This is a genomic window from Micromonospora sp. ANENR4 (assembly GCF_015354395.1).
GTDB lineage: Bacteria > Actinomycetota > Actinomycetes > Mycobacteriales > Micromonosporaceae > Micromonospora > Micromonospora aurantiaca.
This window is the reverse complement of record NZ_JADKYQ010000010.1, coordinates 167,730-182,430: the sequence shown is the minus strand read 5'-3', so window position 1 is coordinate 182,430 and position 14,701 is coordinate 167,730. Positions and strand designations below refer to the sequence as shown.

Below are 14,701 nucleotides of genomic sequence, written 5' to 3'. Positions count from 1 at the left end.
GGCCCTCACCCGCCGGCCGGCGGCCGTTCCGGCGTCTCCAGCAGCTGCGGGACAGTCGCGCCGTCGGCCGAGCCCGTGTCGGGCGGACCCGCCGGACCACCGTCGGCGGGCGGCAGCGCCTGCCGCCCGGCCGGCGCGAACTCGCGCAGCAGCACCTGCACGATGCCGGCGGCCGGGATCGCCAGCAGCGCCCCCACCAGCCCGGCCAGCTCGACCGACAGCAGCACGCTGACCAGCACGGTCAACGGGTTCAACCGCACCGCGCGGCCCATGATGACCGGTTGCAACAGGTGGTTCTCCACCTGCTGGTAGACCACGAAGAAGACGAGCACCACGAGGCCGGCGGTGGGGGAGTGCAGGAACGCCGCGCCGGCCGCGGCGAGCGCGCCGAGCGTGGCGCCGACGAGCGGGATCAGGTCGAACACGGCGACCGTCAGCGCGATCACCGCGGCGAACGGCACACCGAGCAGGAACAGCACGACGAAGGTCAGACCGCCGCAGATCACGCTGATCAGCAGGTTGCCGCTCAGGTAGCCGGTGACGATCCGGGACGAGCCACGCCCGATGCGCCGCAACCGCGCCGCCGCGCCGTCGCCGGTGAGCCGCAGCGTGGCGGCCACGATCTTCGGCGCCTCCAGGACCATCAGGTACGCCAGCACCACCACTGTGACCAGCGCGGCGACCGCCTGGGCCACGCTGCGGACCACCCCTACGGTCGGGTCGCCGAGCCGGGCGCCGTACCGGCGCAGCTGGCCGGGTTCGGCGTACCGGAGCAGGTGGAAGCGGTCCAGCAGCCGCCCGAGCGGCCCCTGCCCGGCCTGCGCCTCGCGTACCAGCTCCGGTGCCCGGTCGGCGAAGCGGCCGACCTCGTCCACCAGCGGCACCACGATCAGCGCGCCCACGGCGGCGAACAGCGCGAACGCGGCCAGGAACACCAGGAGCGTGGCGAGCGCACGGCGGCGTACCCGGCGTTCGAGACGGTCCACGAGCGGTTTGAGGGCGACCGCGAAGAACACCGCCACCAGCCCCCACACCAGCACCCGCCGGGTCGCCCAGACCAGCGCCAGCCCGACCCCGGTGGCGAGGACCAGACCGATCACGATCAGCGTCCGGCGCGCGATGGACCGATCGTCGGCGGCGCTCATCCGGCGCGGCTACCCGCGCTGGGGGTACGAAAACCGGCTCAGCCCAGGTCGGCGTCGGTGACCGGGTGGGCGCCCGCGGCGAACGCGTCGAGCGTCGTGCCGTGCAGCACCGTTCCGGGCACCGGGTCGGCGGCGACGCGGGTGGCGAGCCGGATCACCGGGATCCGGCCCGCCGTGGGCGTGGCGGCGAGCACCACGTTGCCGTAGCGGCGTCCGCGCAGCATCCGCCGGTCGGCGACCAGGCAGACGTCGGCGAACACGGCACGCAGCGTGGCCACCTGGGCCCGGGTGTGCGCCAGCGGCGGCAGATCGGTGAGGTTGATCAGGTAGAGGCCGTCCGGGCGCAGCACCCGGGCCACCTGCGCCGCGAACTCGACCGCCGCCACCTGCGGCGGCATCCGGGCCGCCCGGTACACGTCGGCCACCACCACGTCGTACGTTCCGGACGGCTCCCCGGTGACGGCCTCCCGGGCGTCGCCGAGCGCCACCACCACCTCCGGCGGCAGCCGCGGCAGCCTCCGCCGGACCAGCTCGACCACGCCCGGATCGCGCTCGATCACCCGCTGCACCGAACCGGGCCGGGTGCTCGCGAGCCAGCGCGGCAGCGTGAGCGCGCCGCCGCCCAGGTGCAGGGCGGTCAGCGCCACGCCGCGCGGGGCGGCCAGGTCGATCGCGGCGGCGATCCGCCGCACGTACTCGAAGTGCAGGTACCGGGCGTCGGCCACGTCCACGTACGACTGCTCGACCCCGTCGGCCAGCAGCGTGCGCCCGGACGGGCGGGCCGGGTCCACCACGATCTCCAGCGTCTCGGTGTCGTCGTGATCCACGGCGGGACACGGTACCGCGCGGCCACGGGCGGCCCCGGCCCGCGTGGGACCGGGGCCGTTCCGCCGCCGGGTCAGCCGGCCGCCATCCCGGCGCCGGCCTCGTCGACCGCCGCGTCCACCCGGTGCGCGAGGTCCACGTCCGCCGCCGTCACGCCGTCGACCTGCTGGGTCCGGACCGTCAGCACGGCGTTGTCCGGGTCCGGCCGCCCGATCTGCGGCGACCGCCCGACGTCGGACTTGAGCCGGTCCAGCCGGTCGAGCACCCGGTCCAGGTTGCCGCCGGGCAGCTCGATCGTGCGCACGAGTGAGCGCCGGTCGCTGGACCAGTAGGGCAGCGTCGCGAGCGCGTCGCGCAGCTCGGCCTCGGTCAGCGGCGCGGTGGCCGAGGACGCGCCCACCAGGCCGCCGCCGAAGTCGGTCGGCCCGAGCAGGTCGCGCAACTCGTCGGGTACGTGCAGCGACTCGACCAGTTCCGCGTCGGCCTCGGCGAGCGCGGCGAGCGTCGCCTCGGCCTGGTAGCGGGCCTGCTCCGGGGTGAGGCGGCTGTACCGGCCGACCTCGGCCAGGAAGCCGGGCAGGTCGCGGCGGGGCTCCAGGCCGTACACCGGCACCACGTCGTGCAGGGTCAGCGGCACCGCCTCCAGCAGCCGCTCCCGTTCCGCCTCGTCCAGCGCCTGGGCCAGGGCCAGCACGGTGCCCTCGGCCGCGACCTTGGCCGTGGTGAAGTCCACCCCGGCGCGCCGGCTCACGTCGTCGACGAGATCCCGGTAAGCCATCGAGACCCCGGGTGACGGCGTCGGTTCCGGCAGCGGGCGCTGCTGCTCCGCGACGGCGACCGGCGGCGGCGCGGGACCACCCCGGGTGGTGTCCGGCTTGTGCCGTCCGGCCGGCGGCGGGCCGGACCGGTCGTGCTGGTCCAGCGAGGTGACCTGCTTGGACGCGCTCAGGCTGGCGCCGGTCTGGCTCGGCCGCAGCCCTCGTTCGCGGGCCTCGCGGGCCAGGGCCCGGCGGCGCTGGTTGTCGCCCTCCATCTGCTTGCGCATCGTCGCACCTCGTTCCTGGGTCGGTTGCGCTTGCGCCCACCGCGTTCCCGGCGCTGCCGGGAAGGTAACGGCGGACCGCCGGGGCGGACGCTTCATTCGCTGCGGGTGAGGAGCGCTCACCCCGGCGGGCGGCAGGCTCGGACGGACCGGACAACTTCCGACGCACGCGGAAGGGCAGGTCGACATGAAACGGATCGTGGAGATCGTCCCCGCCCGTCCCGGCTGGTACGCCCGTTGGCGCATCGGCCCGGACGACACCCGCTCCTACCCGGTGACCCTGTGGGCGCTGCTGGAACACCACGACGGCAGCGGACGCGAGGTGGTCGGTGTCGACTGTGTCGGGCAGTGGCCCGGCGCGGACGACGACGACATGAGTGGGGACTTCGTCCGTTATCTGTTCCAGACGCCTGATTCCGGCGCGCCGGAGGACGTCGAGCCTCCGCTCGCGGGGCAGTCGCGCGACGAGACGCGGCACCGGCAGGCCGAGCCTGCCGCCTGAGCCATCCTCCCGGCCCCCGGCCCCTGGTCCCAGGGTCGGGGGCCACCCCTGTCCGCCCGTCGCTCAGCCCGCTTGACGGGTCGAACTGGGCAGGGTCAGCCGACCTCGCGGACGCCGCCGGTCAGGTCGCGCGGCGGGGCGGCCAGCAGTTCGGCCAGGCCGGTGCGGTCCAGCAGGTGCCTGATCTGCGGGTTCAGGTTGACCAGGCGGATCGCCCCGGTGCCGGCCCGGTGGATCACCACGAGCGCGCTCAGGCCGGAGGAGTCGCAGAGGTCCACCCCGGCGAAGTCGAGTTCCAGCTCCTGGTGACCGTCGCGGCGCAGGTCGGCCACGGCGTCGACGAGTTCCGGCGCGGTGTCGAAGTCCAGCTCTCCGGTCAGCCGCACCCGGGCGGAACCGGCGTCGAGCCGGTCCACCTCGATGGTCAACATCTGGGAGGGCACGTTCCCATGTTCCCAGCCGTGCCCGGCCGGGAAACCCCCGGGGTCACGCGGACGCGGCCGAACCCGGCGCGGCGAGGCCCGGCGCGTCGTCGACCGGCGAGCGGTCGAGCAGACCGGTGACGCCGGTCAGGTCGAGGATGGTCTCCAGGAACCGGGGGACCGACCGCAGCTCGATGGTGGTGCCCGCGTGCTGGCCCTCCCGCCAGGCGTGCACGATCACGGACAGGCCGGTGCTGTCCATGAACTGCAGGTCGCCGAAGTCGAACACGAGCGTCACCGGACGCGCGGCGAGCAGCCGGTCGATCTCGGCGCGCAGCGGGGTCGCCGTGGCGTACGCCAGGTCGCCGCCGACGACCACCACCGGAACGGCCGGGTCGGAACGATCCACGGAGATGCTCAGCGGGCTCGCCTCGGGCCTTCTCCGTTGAGGAACCACGTCACGCCTTTCCGCGGGGCTGCCGGCCGGGACCGGGATGACAGGATCGTAACAACAGCGGCATCACCTCGCTGGACGCGCGAGCGGGCCTGGCAGCGCCGTGGGGTGGCGGTCCCGGCATACCGGCGTAGGGTGGGCGGGGAGACGTGACCACAGGCGCCGGGTCCGGCGCCCCCGGGTGTCGACGAGGAGAGTGGGGCTCAGCTGGTGACTGCTGCCGACGTCAGGGGTGCCGACCCGGGCGACGGACGGATCTCCACGCCGAGCGTCGCACGGGCTCCGGCGTGGTCCGCCGGCGCGCCCGCGCCGTCCGCCCTGCCGCCGCTGGCCGCCGACCGCGACCTCACCGTCCCGAACTGGTCCGAGGTGGTCGAGCACTTCCGTGAGGGCCTGGTCGTCTGCGACGCCGACGGTGTCGTCCAGCACGTGAGCCCGGTCGCGGAGCGCCTGATCCCCGAGGTGACGCCCGGCGAGCTGCTGGCCGCCGCCGGTCCGGCCCCGCTGCGCGGCGACGGGCCGGCCGAGTTCACCCACCACGGGCGGCGGCTGCGCGTACGCCCGGTCGCACTGTCCCGCCGCCGGCGCTGCTGGTACGTCGACGACGTCACCGAGATCGTCAGCCGGGCCGACGCGCTGCTGGCCGAGCGGGCCCGCTCGGCGTTCCTCGCCGTGGTGGGCGAGAAGCTCGGCAACCCGCTGCACCCGGACCGGGCCGCCGCCGCGGTGGTGCGCCTGGCCGTGCCCACGGCGGCCGACGTGGCGGTCCTGGTCCTCGCCCCCCGCTCCGGCCGGGCCCGCTGGTGGCGGGCGGTACGCGCCGACGACCGGCCGCCGGTGGTGGACAGCGGGGTGCTGCCGGCCACGGCGCTTCCCGCGGCGATCGAGGCCGGCCTGGCCGGCACCGAGCCGCACGAGCTGGACTGGCTGGTCGAGCAGGCCGCCGATGCCGGCTGGCTGCCCGGCCTGGGTGCCTCCGGCGCCACCGCGCGGGTGGTGCCGCTGCCCGGCCGGGAGGCGCCTGCCGGTGCGCTGCTGGTGGCGCGGCGCGCCGACCGCTGGTACGACGAGGCCGACATGGACCTGGTCCGCGCGTTCGCAGCCCGGGCCGGTGCGGCGCTGACCACCGCCATGCTCTACCGCGACCAGGCTGAGGTCGCCGACACGTTGCAGGCCAGCCTGCTGCCGGTCGAGCCGGCCGCCGCGACGGGCGTGCAGTGGGGCACCGCGTACCGGCCGGCGCAGGCCGGGCTGCGCATCGGCGGTGACTTCTACGGCTCGCACCGGCTCGCCGACGGCGGCTCGGTCTTCTTCCTCGGTGACGTGTCCGGCAAGGGCGTGGAGGCGGCCGTGTTCACCGGCCAGCTGCGCCAGTGCCTGCAGGCGCTGCACCGGGTCGAGACGCAGCCGGGGCGGCTGCTGAAGCTGCTCAACGACGCGTTGCTGGAGACCACGCAGGCGCACGGGCAGGGTCGGTTCGCCACCCTGGTGCTCGGCGTGGCCCGGCCGCACCGCGACGGCGGCCTGACGCTGAGCCTGGCCGGCGGCGGGCACCTGCCGCCGCTGGTGCTGCGGGAGTCCGGCGAGGTCGAGGTGGTGCCGCTGCGCGGCATGCTGATCGGCGTGGTGCCCGATCCCCGCATCGGCGAGGTGACAGTGCACCTGGCGCCGGGGGAGACCTGCCTGTTCTACAGCGACGGGGTGACCGAGGCGCGCGGCGGCCGGCGCGGCGACGAGCAGTTCGGCCCCGAGCGGCTGCTCCACGCGGTGACCGGCTGCCACCGGATGCCCGCGCCGGCGCTCGCCGAGCGGGTCGAGCAGGTGACCTGCGACTGGCTCGCGCACGGTGACCACGACGACATCGCGGTGCTGGCGCTGCGCGCCACCGGACCGGCCGGGCGGGCGCCGCGGCACCTGCACGCGGTGCCGGACCCGGCCGTGACCGAACCGACGAGGGAGTTGTCCGCGTGACCGTGCCGACCGTCGAGGCCGATCCGGGCAAGGCCTTCCCCCGCTACCTGGAGTGCCTGGCCGACGCCGACGAGTCCGCCGCCGTGGCGGTGGCCCGGGGGCTGCTGGAAGCGGGTGTGCCGGCCGAGCGGGTGCTGCTGGACCTGGTCGCACCGGCCCAGGCCGAGGTGGGAGAACGCTGGGCCCGCAACGAGTGGAGCGTCGCCCAGGAGCACGCCGCCACCCACATCAGCGAGCGGGTGGTGGCGGCGGTGGCCGGGTACGCCGATCCCCGCCCGACCCGCGGGCGGATCGTGATGGCCTGCATGGACGGCGAGTGGCACGCGCTGCCGGCCCGGCTGGTGGCCGAGGTGCTGCGGCTGCGCGGCTGGCAGGTGGTCTTCCTCGGCGCCAGTGTCCCGGCCGCGCACCTGGTGTCCTACCTGCACCGCTACGACGCGGAGGCGGTGGCGCTGGCCTGCGCGCTGCCGATGCGGCTGCCGCACGCGCACCGGATGGTGGAGGCGTGCCGCCGCTCCGACGTGCCGGTGGTGGTCGGTGGCCGGGGCTTCGGCGACGACGGCCGCTGGGCGCGTGTGCTCGGCGTGCCGTGGGCGCCCGACGCGCCGGCCGCGGCGGACCTGGTGGCCGACGAGCGAGCGCTGCGCGAGGCGCCGCCAGCGCGGCTGGACCACCTGGCCGACGACGAGTACGCCAGCCTGGTGAAGCGGCGTGGCGAGCTGATCGACAGCGCCCTGGCCGATCTGCGGGAGCGGGTGCCGTCGACCGCGGACTACACGCCCGCGCAACTCGACTCCACGATCAGCGACCTCGGCTACATCGTGGACTTCCTGGCCGCCGCGCTCTACGTGGACGACGCGACGCTGTTCACCGGGTTCGTCGAGTGGCTGGTGGAGATCCTGGTCAGCCGCGGGGTGCCGGCGGGCGCGGTCGGGCTGACGCTGGAGCACTATGGACAGCAGCTGCGGGACTTCCCGCGCGCGGCCGCCTTCCTCGACCGGGGCCGCGCTCTGGTGGGCGGGCTGTCGGCGGCGGGCCGCTGACGGGCACCGGGGCGACCGTCGCATATACTTGCACCACTGCAAGTGTTTCCTGTGGTGGGAGCGAGGGGGGCCACTGTGACGTTCACCGTCACGTACGCCCAGCGGGACGGGGGCGGCGCCCGCCTCCGGCTGGCCGGCGAGCTCGACCTCGGCACGGCCGGAGAGCTGAACTCGGCGATCGACCGGCTGATCGCCGAGGGGCACCGTAAGCTGCTGCTCGATCTCACCGACCTGACGTTCTGCGACTCCACCGGCATCGCGGCGTTCGTCCGGGGGGACAACGTCGCCGCCGCCGACGGCGGCTGGCTGCGGCTCACCGGGGCGACCGGGCGGGTCGCCCGGGTGCTCCAGGTGACCGGGCTGGCCGAGGTGCTCCACCACGACCGCGACACCGTCGACCCGACCGCGCCGGCCGCCTCCTGATCCGATACATTTCCCCGCCAGCAGCCGGCCGTGCGGCCGGACGCCCTCCTCACCGAGAAACAGGTAACCCCATGGGTCAGACCAGTCCCAGCCCCGTTCGCATCCTGGTGGTGGACGACGACCCGGGCGACGTCCTGATGATCGAGGAGGCGCTCGCCGACTCCGACGTCGACAAGGTCATCGACGTGGTCGCCGACGGCCAGGAGGCGATGGAGTTCCTCCGCCGCGAGGGCCGGCACACCGAGGCGCAGCGCCCGGACGTGATCCTGCTCGACCTGAACATGCCCCGGATGGACGGGCGGCAGGTGCTCGGCGAGGTCAAGGGTGACGAGAGCCTGCGGACCATCCCGATCGTCGTGCTCACCACCTCCAACGCCGACACCGACGTGGTCAGCAGCTACACGCTGCAGGCCAACGCGTACGTGACGAAGCCGATCGACCTGGACGACTTCAACGACGTGGTGCGCCGGATCGACGAGTTCTTCGGACGGGTGGTCGTGCTCCCGAAGCACCAGTAGGGGCGGGAAGTCCGGGCCCCCGCATCCTGCACATTTTGTGGGAACGGCCGCGCCCGGGAGCGCCCGGACCGCAGGATCGGCTGGTGGGGACGCACACCGGCTGCCTGGGGGGCGACGCATGAGGTTCTCGGTGGTGGAGACCGGCTACGACAGGCGGCAGGTGGACGCCTGCCTGGACGAGCTGAGCCTGCGGCTGGGACGGCTGGCGGCGCGTGCGGAGGGTGCCGCCGGGGCCGGCCGGGAGTGGGACCAGATCCGGTCGGACGCCCTGCACCTGTGCGATTTCCTGCATCGCCGTACCGCTCCGGTCGAGGGCGGCACGTCCCGCCCGCCGGCCGCCGAACGGGAGGCGGCCGTGCTGCTCGCGCAGGCCCGCGCCGAGCTGGAGGCCGCCCGCGAGGAGGCCCGCCGGTTGCGGGAGGAGGCGTACGCCGAGGCCGTGCGGGCCCGCCGCGAGTTCGAGGCGGCCCTGCTGGCCCGCCGCCGCCGGGAGTCCCGGGTCGACGAGATCCTGGCCGGTGCGCGGGGCGATCGGGTGGCGGTGGACACCCCCACCGCCGCGGCGGGCGTGCGCCCCGGTGGCGACGGGCGCAGCGCCGCGTGACCCGCGTCGGTCAGACCAGCGTCGCCACCACGGTCGTGGCGCGCTTCTCGTGCCGGGCGTACGCGTCGGGGTAGGCGGACACCTGCACCGCCTGGGCCGCGGCGGTGACGCTCATGTCCGCCCAGCCGGGCACCTCGCGCAGCGCGGCGTAGAAGGCCCGGGCCGCGTACGCCGGCCGCATGAGCTGGGCGACGGTGCCCCAGCCGCTGCTGGGCCGCTGCTGGAACAGCCCGACCGAGTCGTGGTCGGAGCCGCTGCCCTGGTGCGGGTAGTCGAAGGACTCCGGCAGTACGTCGCTGGCCAGGTTGTAGAGGTCGCTCTCCTGCATGGCGGTGGCGACGGCGACGACCAGGGCCCGGCGGGGCATCTTCATCTCCCGCCCCACGTCGACGATGGCCTTGGCGTTGTCCATCTGCCGCTGGTCCAGGCCGGCGACCGGCCGGGGGCGCTTGGGCGGCGCGGGCTTGCGCGGCGGCTTCTTCGTCGCCGGGGTGGCGCTGGGCGTGGGAACCGGCGGCGGCAGGGCCGCGGCGGCGGGCGGCGCGATCCGGGTGAAGTCGCGGGAGGCGCGCTGGTCGGCGGCGGCCCGGTCGGCGACCGCCTCGCGTACCTCCAGGTGCGCCGGGCCGGTCTCGCCGACGCCTGCCACGCCGATCAGGCCGAGGCAGCAGGTGACGCCGGTGGCGACAGCGATCCGGCCGGGTACGGTCCGGGCCGGGCCGCGTCGCGGCGGTTCCGGGGCGCGGTGACGCCCCACTCTCCGTTCGGCTGATGCCGGGTCAATCGTTCGGCGAACCGGGCGGTTGGCGGGCAGCGGCTGATGATCGGAGTCGTCGGGATGCACCCGCCGAGGCTAGAAAGCTTCCGGGCCTTTGCCATCGGGGTGATTGGTGGCATGCGCCACAATCTGCCGGATTCGCGGGCCGCATTAGGGGTGTTGGATCATGAAAACCACCAACCTCGCCTACCCGGAAGAATGCCTATGTCGGTTTCGGGGGTGCGAAACGGACGTCAGGCCGAGCCGGTGGAGGCGTACTCCGGGATCCTCCGTTCGGCGGAGGGTGCCCTGGTCGGAAAGCCTGCGCGGGGCGGCGGTCCACCGACCCGCCGGGATCGACGCCTCGCTATCGGACACTCCGCGCCTGCGCCCTGTGGATCATGGCGAGGCCGCCGCGCGGCGGCCCGGGCGCTCGATACGATTCCCACGGTGACGGAGCGGATGGTCGACGAGCGCCCGAGCGGCCCCCGCAGCCGGCGCGGCACGCTCGTCGTCGTCTGCGCCGTGCTGCTCGCGCTGCTGCTCGCCGGGCACCGGCTGGTGCCCAACGTCCACGGCCTGGGCAGCCTGGTGGACAGCGTCACCCCGCTGCTCGGGATCGCCGTACCGCTGCTCGCGCTGGCGGCGCTGCTGCGCCGCTCCCGGCCCGCGCTGCTGGCGGTGCTGCTACCGGCCCTGATCTGGGCCGGACTGTACGGACGCGCCTGGCTGCCCCCGGCCGCCGGCGCGGACGGCGCCACGGTCCGGGTGGTCAGCCAGAACCTGCGCGTGAGCAACCCCGACCCGGCCGCCACCGTCGGCGCGCTGACCGGCGACGCCCCGGACCTGATCGGCCTTCAGGAGGTCGCCGACGGCGGCCGGGTGGCGCCGGTGCTGGCCGAGCGCTACCCGCACCGGGCGGTCGTGTCGACAGTCGCGCTGTGGAGCCGGTGGCCGATCCGCGAGGCGCACGGCGTGGACACCGGGCTGGGCTGGGACCGCGCGCTGCGGGCCGTGGTGGCCGCGCCCCGGGGCGACCTGACCGTGTACGTGGTCCACCTCGGCTCCGCCCGGGCCGGCCACACCGCCACCCGGGACCAGACCGTGGCCGCGCTGGCCGACGCCGTGCGCGCCGACCCGGCCGACCGGCTGGTGGTGCTCGGCGACCTGAACACCGCCACCACCGACCGCGTCTTCGACCCGCTGACCCGGCTGCTCGGCGACGCACAGGCCGAGGCCGGGCAGGGATTCGGCTTCACCTGGCCGGCGGAGCTACCGGTCACCCGCCCGGACCACGTCCTCTACCGGGGACTCACGCCGACCACCGCCGGGGTGCTGCGCACCCCGGACAGCGACCACCGCGCGGTGACGGCCGGCTTCCGCTGGTGAACGCTCAGTGCCGGCCGTTCTCCGCCGGGGTCACGGTGAGCCGGTGCCGGCTCGGGTCGCCGCTGGAGAACGGCCACAACCGGTCGGCGTACGCGACCAGGTCGGCCAGCTGATCCCGGGTCAGTCCCGCCGAGGAGATCTCGGCGTGCACGTCGGCCCGGTAGCGGCCGTCGTCGTCGCGGCCCAGTTTCGCCTCGGCGGTCACCTGCACGGTGTGCGCCTCGTCGGTGATCTCCCCGGCCGCCTCCACCGCCGCGTGGTGCAGGCAGGAGGCGAACGCCGCGGCCAGGAGCTGCTCCGGCGTCAGGCCGGTGCAGTGCGGCGCCAGCGGGGACGCCAGGGCGGAGGAGAGCCCGCCGTCGTCGGTGCGTACGTGACCGCCCGCCGCGGTCGCCGTGGCCGTCTCGGCCAGCCAGGAACTCGGATCCGGCATCGCGTTCCTCCCGTCACTCACCGGACCGCGTTCCCGGACCCGCAGCGGCGAAACCGTGCCCGGGCGGGCAGTAGGAGCGCTCAGCAGACCCGGCCGCTGGTCGCGGCGTCGACGGCCATCGCCTCGGTGGCCTCGGCGGCGGCCCGGCTGGTCCACGGCGACACCTGCGGTTCGCGCTGCCGGGGCAGCGTCGCGGTCATCGGTACGTAGACCCGGGCGTCCACCGCCTCGGCCAGCAGCAGCGCGGCCATCGGGCTGGTCGGCCGGGCGGACGGGTCGGCGTCGAGGCAGCGCCGGCACAGCTCGGCCACCTCGGCGGGCAGCCCGGGCACCTCGGGCAGGGGGCGGGGCGGCCGGCGGCGGCGCGACCCGAGCAGCTGGGTGGTGCTGCCGGCCTCGTACGGCAGCTCGCCGGTGAGGCAGTAGAACAGCAGCACGCCGAGCGCGTACATGTCGGCGGCCGGCGTGACCGGCCGCCGGTCGAGCTGCTCCGGCGCCAGGTACGCCGGGGTGCCCACCACCACGCCGTCCGGAGTGTGGTCCGGTGCCCCGGCCGGGGTGGCGATGCCGAAGTCGAGCACCTTCACCCCGCACGGGGTGAGGATCACGTTCGCGGGCTTCACGTCCCGGTGCACGATGCCGTGCGCGTGCGCGGCGGCGAGCGCGGCGCACACCTCGGCGCAGACCCGGACCGCGATCCGCCAGTCCAGCGGCCCGCTGCGCAGGTGCGCGGCGAGCGTCTCGCCCTCGGCCAGCTCCATCACGATGTACGGCACCGGCCGCCCGTCCGGCAGCGTCGCGGTGCCGAAGTCGTGCACGCTGGCGACGTTCGGGTGCACCAGCCGCGCCGCCGAGCGCGCCTCGGCCCGGATCCGGTCCACCGAGCCGGCGTCGCCGTCGAGCGCGGGGGAGATGAGCTTCACCGCGACGGTCCGGTCCAGCACGCGGTCGTGCGCGCGCCACACCTCCGACATGCCGCCCAGGCCGGCTCGCTGTTCGAGCTCGTACCGCCCGCCCAGCGTCCGCATCACCCACTCCTCGCCTCGTCCGGTGCCCTCCGGTCCCGCTACCCGGCCCCGGAGCTGTGCAAACCGCCGAGGGGCGGCGCCGCGGCGGGGTAGCTTCGCGGCGGGGGCGTCGAGGAACGGGGGCAGTGGTGACCGTGGTGCGCGTACGGTTCGTCGGCGGACCGGCCGACGAGCTGACCCGGGAGCTGCCGGCCGGGCCGGACGGCGCGCCGCCGCTCCGGTGGGTGCTGCGTCATCCGGAGGAACCGGCCGAGGGCATCGCCGACCACCTCTACGAGCGCGACGACCACGCGTCGCCCGGTGGCTGGACGATGCGGTACGTGCACACGTTCCCGTTCGGCGCGACCGAGTGAGGCCCGGGAGCGGCCGGGCGCGCCGCGTCAGGCCGGCCGGACGCCGGTGGTGCCGAGGATGACCGAGGCGACCAGCTCCGGGTCGTCGTGCATCGGCACGTGCCCGCAGCCGGGCAGGTCCAGGTGCCGTGCGGCGGGCAGCCGGGTACGCGCCAGCGCCGCCTGCCGGTAGGGCAGGATCCGGTCCCGCGTACCCCAGGCCACTGTGACCGGCACCGTCGGCGCGCCCGCGTAGGCGTACCCCCGTCCGGCGCGGGCGACGGCGCGGAACGCCCGCGCCTGGCGCAGCGCGCGGGCGTCGGCGAGCGCGTCGTCGAGGGCCATCCGGTTGGGCCGGGCCAGGATCATGCCCATCGCCAGCATCCGCAGCGCGGGCGCGGCGAACAGGCGGCGCAGCACCGGTTCGGGCAGCCGGGCCGCGTTGCGGTGCAGGGACAGCACGGTCAGCGCCCAGCGCAGCTCACGCGCGGTGCAGAACCCGGCCGGCGACAGCGCGGTGGCCGACGAGACCGCGCCGAGCGCGGCCAGCTCCAGCGCGATCGCCCCGCCCAGGCTGTTGCCCGCGACGTGCGGGCGTTCCAGCCCGAACGCGGCGAACAGCTCGACCATGGCCACGGCCAGGCCGGGCATGTCGGCGGGCAGCCCGGCGGCGGGCACCGGGGAGCGGCCGAAGCCGGGCAGGTCGACGGCTATCACGTCGTGCGCCTCGGCGAGGCGGTCCAGCACCGGCCGCCAGGCGCCGCCGTGGTGGCCGATGCCGTGCAGCAGCACCAGCGTGGGCCCGGCGCCCCGCCGCTCGTAGACGACGTCCACCGGCGCGGTCACGGTCGCCCCTGCGGCGTGCTGGCGCCGAAGCCCCGGCCCAGCGCCCGGGACTGCTCCTCGATCAGCGGGACGGTGGCCCGTGCGGTGCGCCCCACCAGCCGGTCGGCCAGCGGGCTGACCAGCACCGATCGCATCGCTTGCACGCCGGCCACGGCGCGCGGCACGTACACCCGGCGGCTGCGGCGCTCGATCGCCCGGACGAACGCCTCGGCGCACTCGGCCACCGTGGTGGTGCGCCGCAGCGGCCAGGGCAGCTTCGCCAGCGCCGTGGAGAAAGCCGGCAGGTCGGCGCGCGCCTCGCGAACCAGGTCGGTGTCCACCCACGACGGATGTGCGGTGCCCACCGCCACGCCCCGGTGCGCCAGTTCGAGGCGGATCGCGTTGCCGAACTGCTCGACGCCCGCCTTCGACGCGCAGTAGGCGGCCATGCCGGGCAGCGCGGCGAACGCCGCGGCCGAGGAGACGATCAGCAGGTAGCCGCCCCGGTCCACGAGCGCCGGCACGGTCGCCGCCGCCGTGCGCATGACCCCGATCAGGTTGACCTCGACGGTACGCACCAGCGCCTCGACGTCGCCGACGGCGATCGTGCCGCGGTTGGCGACCCCGGCGTTCGCGACCACCGCGTCGATCCCGCCCAGCGCCGCCACGGTGCCGTCGACCGCCTCGGCCAGCGCCTGCTGGTCGGTGACGTCGGCGGCGAACCAGGCGTGCCCCGGGCCCAGCTCGGCGGCGAGCGCGGCGAGCCGGTCGGGTTCCAGCCCGACGAGGGACAACCGGGCGCCGCGTGCGGCGGCGAGGCGGGCGGTGTGCTCGCCGATGCCCCGGGCCGCGCCGGTCACCAGCACCACCTTGCCGGCCAGCCGGCCGGAAAAACGACCGTCGATGGACATGCCGGGAAGTTACCACCGGGTAGCCCGGGTGCGGAAGACCTCGCCGGACCTGCCCGGAACGGCACCGTACGGCGCGC

At 75.5% G+C, this 14,701-nt stretch carries 18 protein-coding genes; 8 read left to right on the top strand and 10 right to left on the bottom strand.

The genetic code is table 11. The features are described 5' to 3' along the window. Positions 1-5 precede the first annotated feature (5 nt). The 3 genes from IRY44_RS19325 to IRY44_RS19315 form a co-directional block, all read right to left on the bottom strand. The gene (locus IRY44_RS19325; RefSeq protein ID WP_194801689.1) at positions 6-1,145 is read right to left on the bottom strand and encodes an AI-2E family transporter; all 1,140 of its coding nucleotides are present in this window, start codon (positions 1,143-1,145) and stop codon (positions 6-8) included. A gap of 38 nt (positions 1,146-1,183) precedes the next feature. Further along, positions 1,184-1,972, bottom strand: coding sequence for a spermidine synthase (locus IRY44_RS19320; RefSeq protein ID WP_194801688.1), 789 nt, complete (start codon positions 1,970-1,972; stop codon positions 1,184-1,186). Between the two features lie 71 nt (positions 1,973-2,043). Then, on the bottom strand, positions 2,044-3,015 hold the full coding sequence (locus IRY44_RS19315; RefSeq protein WP_194801687.1) for a DUF2267 domain-containing protein: 972 nt from the start codon (positions 3,013-3,015) through the stop codon (positions 2,044-2,046). Between the two features lie 184 nt (positions 3,016-3,199). Here IRY44_RS19315 and IRY44_RS19310 point away from each other — a divergent pair, with 184 nt between their 5' ends. After that, complete coding sequence (locus tag IRY44_RS19310) at positions 3,200-3,514, top strand: hypothetical protein (RefSeq protein ID WP_194801686.1); 315 nt, start codon at positions 3,200-3,202, stop codon at positions 3,512-3,514. 95 nt (positions 3,515-3,609) lie between these two features. On the opposite strand, the gene IRY44_RS19305 is transcribed toward IRY44_RS19310, so the two are convergent. Next, positions 3,610-3,957: an STAS domain-containing protein gene (locus IRY44_RS19305; protein ID WP_269696850.1), complete on the bottom strand. Its 348-nt coding sequence runs from the start codon at positions 3,955-3,957 to the stop codon at positions 3,610-3,612. A gap of 43 nt (positions 3,958-4,000) precedes the next feature. Then, positions 4,001-4,345, bottom strand: coding sequence for an STAS domain-containing protein (locus IRY44_RS19300; RefSeq protein WP_194801685.1), 345 nt, complete (start codon positions 4,343-4,345; stop codon positions 4,001-4,003). 255 nt (positions 4,346-4,600) lie between these two features. Here IRY44_RS19300 and IRY44_RS19295 point away from each other — a divergent pair, with 255 nt between their 5' ends. The 5 genes from IRY44_RS19295 to IRY44_RS19275 all read left to right on the top strand — a co-directional run bounded on the left by IRY44_RS19295 (position 4,601) and on the right by IRY44_RS19275 (position 8,949). After that, a complete protein-coding gene (locus tag IRY44_RS19295; RefSeq protein WP_194801684.1) occupies positions 4,601-6,361 on the top strand; it encodes a PP2C family protein-serine/threonine phosphatase in 1,761 nt (586 codons plus the stop codon). Beyond that, a complete protein-coding gene (locus IRY44_RS19290; protein ID WP_194801683.1) occupies positions 6,358-7,404 on the top strand; it encodes a B12-binding domain-containing protein in 1,047 nt (348 codons plus the stop codon). The genes IRY44_RS19295 and IRY44_RS19290 overlap by 4 nt, the downstream gene beginning before the upstream one ends. Positions 7,405-7,479: 75 nt before the next feature. Continuing rightward, positions 7,480-7,827 carry an STAS domain-containing protein gene (locus IRY44_RS19285; RefSeq protein ID WP_194801682.1) on the top strand — a complete coding sequence of 116 codons (348 nt, stop codon included), beginning with the start codon at positions 7,480-7,482 and terminating at the stop codon, positions 7,825-7,827. A 71-nt stretch (positions 7,828-7,898) separates the two neighbouring features. Beyond that, complete coding sequence (locus tag IRY44_RS19280) at positions 7,899-8,345, top strand: response regulator (RefSeq protein ID WP_120570165.1); 447 nt, start codon at positions 7,899-7,901, stop codon at positions 8,343-8,345. Between the two features lie 118 nt (positions 8,346-8,463). Beyond that, a complete protein-coding gene (locus tag IRY44_RS19275; RefSeq protein ID WP_194801681.1) occupies positions 8,464-8,949 on the top strand; it encodes an ATPase in 486 nt (161 codons plus the stop codon). Positions 8,950-8,959: 10 nt separating this feature from the next. Here the strand turns inward: IRY44_RS19275 and IRY44_RS19270 are convergent, their stop codons facing one another. Beyond that, entirely contained in the window at positions 8,960-9,793 is an 834-nt protein-coding gene (locus IRY44_RS19270) for a hypothetical protein (RefSeq protein ID WP_194801680.1), read from the bottom strand. 363 nt (positions 9,794-10,156) lie between these two features. Between IRY44_RS19270 and IRY44_RS19265 the strand changes: the two genes are divergently transcribed. Then, entirely contained in the window at positions 10,157-11,095 is a 939-nt protein-coding gene (locus IRY44_RS19265) for an endonuclease/exonuclease/phosphatase family protein (protein ID WP_262015519.1), read from the top strand. 4 nt (positions 11,096-11,099) lie between these two features. On the opposite strand, the gene IRY44_RS19260 is transcribed toward IRY44_RS19265, so the two are convergent. Together IRY44_RS19260 and IRY44_RS19255 are read right to left on the bottom strand one after the other, a co-directional pair. Continuing rightward, positions 11,100-11,528: an OsmC family protein gene (locus IRY44_RS19260; RefSeq protein ID WP_013285994.1), complete on the bottom strand. Its 429-nt coding sequence runs from the start codon at positions 11,526-11,528 to the stop codon at positions 11,100-11,102. Between the two features lie 80 nt (positions 11,529-11,608). Then, on the bottom strand, positions 11,609-12,556 hold the full coding sequence (locus tag IRY44_RS19255) for a serine/threonine-protein kinase (RefSeq protein ID WP_194801679.1): 948 nt from the start codon (positions 12,554-12,556) through the stop codon (positions 11,609-11,611). Between the two features lie 137 nt (positions 12,557-12,693). Here IRY44_RS19255 and IRY44_RS19250 point away from each other — a divergent pair, with 137 nt between their 5' ends. Then, positions 12,694-12,909 carry a hypothetical protein gene (locus IRY44_RS19250; RefSeq protein WP_370584970.1) on the top strand — a complete coding sequence of 72 codons (216 nt, stop codon included), beginning with the start codon at positions 12,694-12,696 and terminating at the stop codon, positions 12,907-12,909. 27 nt (positions 12,910-12,936) lie between these two features. On the opposite strand, the gene IRY44_RS19245 is transcribed toward IRY44_RS19250, so the two are convergent. After that, positions 12,937-13,734, bottom strand: a complete 798-nt coding sequence (locus IRY44_RS19245; protein ID WP_194801677.1) for an alpha/beta fold hydrolase — start codon at positions 13,732-13,734, stop codon at positions 12,937-12,939. Continuing rightward, positions 13,731-14,624, bottom strand: coding sequence for an SDR family oxidoreductase (locus IRY44_RS19240; protein ID WP_194801676.1), 894 nt, complete (start codon positions 14,622-14,624; stop codon positions 13,731-13,733). Before IRY44_RS19240 ends, IRY44_RS19245 begins: the two co-directional genes overlap by 4 nt. Positions 14,625-14,701 lie beyond the last annotated feature (77 nt).

Bases quoted from the DNA above. Each gene is read 5' to 3' on its own strand.
- IRY44_RS19325 (WP_194801689.1), bottom strand. From the start codon at position 1,145: ATGAGCGCCGCCGACGATCGGTCCATCGCGCGCCGGACGCTGATCGTG.
- IRY44_RS19315 (WP_194801687.1), bottom strand. From the start codon at position 3,015: ATGCGCAAGCAGATGGAGGGCGACAACCAGCGCCGCCGGGCCCTGGCC.
- IRY44_RS19310 (WP_194801686.1), top strand. From the start codon at position 3,200: ATGAAACGGATCGTGGAGATCGTCCCCGCCCGTCCCGGCTGGTACGCC.
- IRY44_RS19280 (WP_120570165.1), top strand. From the start codon at position 7,899: ATGGGTCAGACCAGTCCCAGCCCCGTTCGCATCCTGGTGGTGGACGAC.
- IRY44_RS19275 (WP_194801681.1), top strand. From the start codon at position 8,464: ATGAGGTTCTCGGTGGTGGAGACCGGCTACGACAGGCGGCAGGTGGAC.
- IRY44_RS19260 (WP_013285994.1), bottom strand. From the start codon at position 11,528: ATGCCGGATCCGAGTTCCTGGCTGGCCGAGACGGCCACGGCGACCGCG.
- IRY44_RS19255 (WP_194801679.1), bottom strand. From the start codon at position 12,556: ATGCGGACGCTGGGCGGGCGGTACGAGCTCGAACAGCGAGCCGGCCTG.
- IRY44_RS19240 (WP_194801676.1), bottom strand. From the start codon at position 14,624: ATGTCCATCGACGGTCGTTTTTCCGGCCGGCTGGCCGGCAAGGTGGTG.